Annotated in this window: 5 protein-coding genes and 1 tRNA gene; 5 read left to right on the top strand and 1 reads right to left on the bottom strand. The window is 67.3% G+C overall.

The window, feature by feature from the left end; genetic code table 11:
- Position 1: 1 nt before the first annotated feature.
- The 5 genes from ACE5C1_RS00575 (at position 2) to ACE5C1_RS00555 (ending at position 3,869) form a co-directional block, all read left to right on the top strand.
- Positions 2-76: transfer RNA gene (locus ACE5C1_RS00575), tRNA-Asn, on the top strand.
- 109 nt (positions 77-185) lie between these two features.
- Positions 186-455 (top strand): hypothetical protein, encoded by a 270-nt coding sequence (locus tag ACE5C1_RS00570; protein ID WP_374942120.1) that lies wholly within the window; start codon positions 186-188, stop codon positions 453-455.
- Positions 455-2,671: a hypothetical protein gene (locus tag ACE5C1_RS00565; protein ID WP_374942119.1), complete on the top strand. Its 2,217-nt coding sequence runs from the start codon at positions 455-457 to the stop codon at positions 2,669-2,671. Before ACE5C1_RS00570 ends, ACE5C1_RS00565 begins: the two co-directional genes overlap by 1 nt.
- Positions 2,672-2,706: 35 nt before the next feature.
- The gene (locus ACE5C1_RS00560) at positions 2,707-3,123 is read left to right on the top strand and encodes a secondary thiamine-phosphate synthase enzyme YjbQ (RefSeq protein WP_374942118.1); all 417 of its coding nucleotides are present in this window, start codon (positions 2,707-2,709) and stop codon (positions 3,121-3,123) included.
- Between the two features lie 104 nt (positions 3,124-3,227).
- A complete protein-coding gene (locus ACE5C1_RS00555; protein WP_374942117.1) occupies positions 3,228-3,869 on the top strand; it encodes a hypothetical protein in 642 nt (213 codons plus the stop codon).
- Between the two features lie 60 nt (positions 3,870-3,929).
- Here ACE5C1_RS00555 and ACE5C1_RS00550 read toward each other — a convergent pair.
- On the bottom strand, positions 3,930-4,955 hold a 1,026-nt coding region (locus ACE5C1_RS00550; protein ID WP_374942116.1), incomplete at its 5' end, for an SEC-C metal-binding domain-containing protein.

Genomic DNA, 4,955 nt, shown 5'->3' with positions numbered 1-4,955 from the left:
TTCCCCGATAGCTCAGCGGTAGAGTAGGTGACTGTTAATCACTTGGTCGTTGGTTCGAATCCAACTCGGGGAGCCACCGTCCGCTAGACGGACCGCCTGCAGCCTCCGAGATCGCCGTCGATTGTTGGAGAATTGTTGGATTTCGCCGCGCACTCGCCGTCTCCTCGCCACTCGAGGAGACTGCCATGAGCGAAGACCGTTTCGTCGCCTATGCCGGCGCGATCACCGCGCCCGCGACGCGCATACTCACCGTCACCCCGCACGACACCAACGAACTGCCCCGCATCGGCCGCGCGCTGATCGTCGCGAGCGGCGGCACGATCGTGGTCCGCGGGATGGACGACGATCACGACGAGACGTTGGCCGCTTTGCCCGCCTATGCGATGCTGGCGATCCGCGCGCGCTACATCCGCGCGACCGGCACCACCGCGACCGACATCAAGGTGCTCGACTGATGGCGGGCATCGGCATGGGGCTGGCGATCGGCGCCGGCAGCACGGCGGGTGGCAGCGGCGGCGGTACGCTGCCTTCGCTCGCCTTCGGCTCTGCGATTGCGCGGGCGGAGGGCGCGAGCGGTGCCACCGTCTTCACCTTCACGCTGGCGCTGACCCGCAATGGATCGGCAACGGCAATCCCCTTCACCTGGGCCGTTACCGGCAGCGGCGCCAATCCGGCGAGCGCGAGCGACTTCGTCGACGGGGTGCTGCCGTCGGGATCGGGGACGTTCGCTGCGGGAGAGACGAGCAAGACGGTCGCCGTCGCGGTCGCGGGTGACAGCGTGGTCGAGCCGGACGAAGGTTTTACGGTCACCGCTAGCGCCTCGGTGCCGCTGGCCGGCGTTTCGTCGACCGGCGCGATCCTCAACGACGATGGCGCGGCGGCGATCGTGCTGGGCGCGCTCGGGCTGTCGTCCACCGCCTTTGCGGCCGGCGGTGCGACAAGTGTCGGCATCACCGGGCGCACGGCGGGATCGGCGCTGAGCGCGACGTCGAGCGACGGCACGGTGCTGAGCGTCGCCGGCACGACGCTGTCGGGGACGTTCGCCGCCGCGGGCTCGCCGACGATAATGCTGAGCGAGACGCTGGCGAGTGCCACCAACTCACCGCGTACCACCGCGGTGGGCGTCACCGTCTCGGCAGTAGCGGGCGGGCTGCTGGCGCTGAGCGAGCGGCTGGCGTTCGGCGGCAACAGCTACGGCGCGCAGACGAGCAACATCGACCTGGCACTGTGGGCCTGGATCGGCGCGGGGTGCCGCGGCGTGCCCAGCATCGGCATGAAGCAGTCGCGTGGCGGCGATCGGCTGTCGCACCTGCTCGACCGGATCGAGCCGCTGAAATCGGTGCGCGCGGGGCTCTATGTCGTCATGAACCCGATCAACGACACCAACGACATCGGCGGCAACACCGCCGCGGACAGCGACGCGATCCTGGCACGGTTCGATGCGGTGGCGGGCGCGTTGCGGTCCGCACGCCCGGACGCGCGGATCATCGCGGAGACGGTGGGCACCGGCGTCACGACCTATCAGTCGAAGCCGGTCAGCATGGCGCGCTACGAAGCGGGGATCGACAGCCGCGCGGGCGCGCTACTGACCAAATTCTCGCCCAACGGCGTCGTCGACTTCCTCGATGCGGCGCAGTCGAGCGACCAGCTGCACCCCAACAAGCGGCTGTCGGCACGCGCTTACGGCCTGGCGCTCGGCGCAAAGATCGCGGGGTTCTTCGACACCGCCGATGTCTTTGCGGGCGGCTTGTCGCTGGCCAACAATCTGGTCGCGTTCAATGCGGCGACGGCGTGGACGGCGACCGCCAACAGCTCCGCCCTGACTGCCGTCCAATCGCAGGACGTGCTGCGCTCGCGGCCGGGGGTGGCGTGCCGCAGGTTCGTGGTGACCGGCACGACGACGCAGGACCCGGCATCGGGCGGGACCGCCGCCGACCTGCGGCTGCGCGTCACGCTGAACTTGCCCGCAGGCCTGAGCACCGATGGGCTGAGCGTCGGGCATGTCATGCTGCTGGAGGTGCAATCGTCAGCCGGAGGCGATCCGGTGGGGCTCGCCACGTTGCAGCTGAACGGCAACGTCGGCATCGCCTTCAACAAGCAATATGCGGCAGGCGATGGCAGTTTTTGGACGGAAAGGTTCCAGGGACCGATGGGCATCCTGGCGGGTGCGGACGGCAATGCGGCGCTGGCCGGACAAACGACCCAGTGGAATTTCGACATCACCCTGCGCGCGGTTCCGTCGATCGCCACCGACATCGAAATCCGTGTCGCTGCACTCAACGTCCTCAACACCGAGGCGAACGCTTATGGGCCGGTAAAGACGATGAGCAAGGTGTTTACCGTTAACGACGGCACCGCACGCGGCATCCTGCGGCCGGTTCCGACCACGACGCCGAGCGGCGGCGCGGTGGCGGTCGGAGCCACGATCGCCAAGAGCAAGGACGGCTTCTTCGTCGGCGGCGGCATTACCCGGCAGTTCGACGCGTTGCGGGACGGTGCCACCGATGTTGGCGATCTCGTGCCGGTCAGGAACGGCGCGGCGGCGGTGCCCTACACCGCGGTGGCGGGCGACAGCGGGCACACGATCGTCATGCGCCAGAGTGCGAGCAATACCTTCGACGGCGGCATGACGTCGGATTATGTCGATGCGATTGCGGTCGCCGTGTCGTAACGGAGCGGATCGGCGGCGGCGGCGTTCTACGGTGCATGCGGCAGGCCAGCGGACAGATCGTCGTCGATACCTCGCGCCAAGGCTTGGTCGAGGTCACCGATCGCGTCGTCCGCTGGGTTGCTCCCCAGAAAATCGACACCGGACTGCTGACGATCTTCTGCCGCCATACCTCGGCGTCGCTGCTGATCCAGGAGAATGCGGCGCGCGCGGTGCGCGGCGATATCGAGGATTATTTCGCGCGGATCGCGCCCGAGAGCGACGCGTATGCGCATGACGACGAGGGCCCGGACGACATGCCCGCGCATCTGCGCACCGCGCTGACCCAGGTCCAGCTCTCGATTCCGCTCGCCGGCGGCCAGCTGGTCCTGGGAACGTGGCAGGGCGTGTACCTGTTCGAACATCGTCGCCGCCCGCATCGAAGGACGCTGGCGCTGCACCTGATCGGGGACTGACTCGCGTTATCGCCTGGTCGCGGGAGCAAACCCGTTCATCGCACGTTCCGCTACAAGTGCTTAAAACAACGGCGTTTCGCCGCACGTGCCGCGAACGGAGACAGATGATGAAATCCTTTGGGATGAACCTTGGTCGCAAGGCCGTGTTCGCCGCCCTGGCGTCGAGCACCCTGATGGTCGCGGGTTGCGCGACCGAAACCACCTACCGTCCCGCCACCGGCGTGGGCTTCAGCCGGACCGGCTACAGCGATCGCCAGGTCGAGCCCGGCCGCTTCCTCGTCAGCTTTTCGGGCAACAGTGTGACGTCGCGCGACACCGTCGAGCGCTACTTGCTGTTCCGCGCCGCCGAGCTGACGCTGCAGCAGGGTTACGATTACTTCGTCACCGCCGAGCGGGACACCGACCGGCAGACGCGGACCTACAGCACGGGCGGGATCGGCCTGGGCTATGGCGGATTCGGCGGCGCCTGGGGTCCGTCGTGGAACTTCTACGGCCGTGGTTACGGCTGGCGGCGGTTCGGCGGTGGCTTTGGCTACGGCGGCTATGGCGGGTTCGGTGGCTTCGGCGGTTACGGCGGATTCGGCAACGACTTCGACATCCGCACCGTCGACCGGTTCGAGGCGACCGCCGAGGTCGTGATGCGCAAGGGACCGATCCCGCGCGACAATCTGCGCGCGTTCAATGCGCGCGCTGTGGTGGATACGATCGGGCCGAGCGTGGTGCTGCCAGGGCAGGAGCGCCGCTGAGGCTTTTGCCAAGGTGAACACGGGGCCGGGTCGCCGATGGGCGGCCCGGCCTTTTTCGCGTCACACCGCGCCGTGGCAGTGCTTGTACTTGCGCCCCGATCCGCACGGGCACGGCTCATTGCGGCTGACCCGGCCTTCCCACTCGGCGGGATCGGTGCCCATGTCCGCCATCTGCGGCTGCGGGATCTGGAGCGGCGGCAGGCGCGTTTGCACCAAGCCCAGCGTGCCGCCGTCGATGTCGCGCGAATTGTCCTCGCCGGTGAACGGGTCGAAGTGGGTCGTGATGAAATCGGGCAGCTCGGGCAAGTCCACCGGCGCCTGCATCTGGAAGCGCGCGTGCGCGATCGTGCGGGTGACGTCCTCGCGGATCGTGTCGAGCATCCGCTGAAACAGGCTGAACGCCTCCTGCTTGTACTCGTTGATCGGCGTCTTCTGCGCGTAGGCGCGCAGGTGGACGACCTGGCGCAGCGCATCGAGCGTTGCCAGATGCTCCTTCCAGTGATGGTCGAGGTTCTGGAGCAGGATCGACTTCTCGACCGATAGCCAGGTTTCGGGCTCGAGGTCCTTCGCCTTGTCCTCGACCGCGGCGTCCGCCGCCGCCTGCACCCGCTGCTCGACGATCTCGGGGTCGATCGCCTCTTCCTGCATCCACTCGTCGATCGGCGGCTCCAGGTTGAGCGTCTCGGCCAGCTTCTCCTTCATCCCCGCGATATCCCATTGCTCGGGATAGGAATTCGGCGGGCAGGCCGCGCCGACGATGACGTTGACGGTCTCGGCGCGCATGTCCGCGACCATCTCGTCGACCGCCTCGGCATCCATGATGTCGGCGCGCTGTTCGTAAACGACCTTGCGCTGGTCGTTCATCACGTCGTCGTATTCGACCACCTGCTTGCGGATATCGTAATTGCGCGCCTCGACCTTCTTCTGCGCGGTCTCGATCGCTTTGGTCAGCCACTTGCTGCCGATCGCCTCGCCGTCCTCGATGTTGTTGCGCATCATCTTGGCGAACAGCGTGTCCGGCCCGAAGATGCGAAGCAGGTCGTCGTCGAGGCTGAGATAGAAGCGGCTGAGCCCCGGATCGCCCTG

Origin of the sequence: Sphingomonas sp. (genome assembly GCF_964263785.1) — a bacterium.
In the GTDB taxonomy this organism is placed as follows: Bacteria; Pseudomonadota; Alphaproteobacteria; order Sphingomonadales; family Sphingomonadaceae; genus Sphingomonas.
The sequence above is the reverse complement of the archived record's forward strand: the minus strand, read 5'-3'. Positions and strand labels throughout refer to the sequence as shown.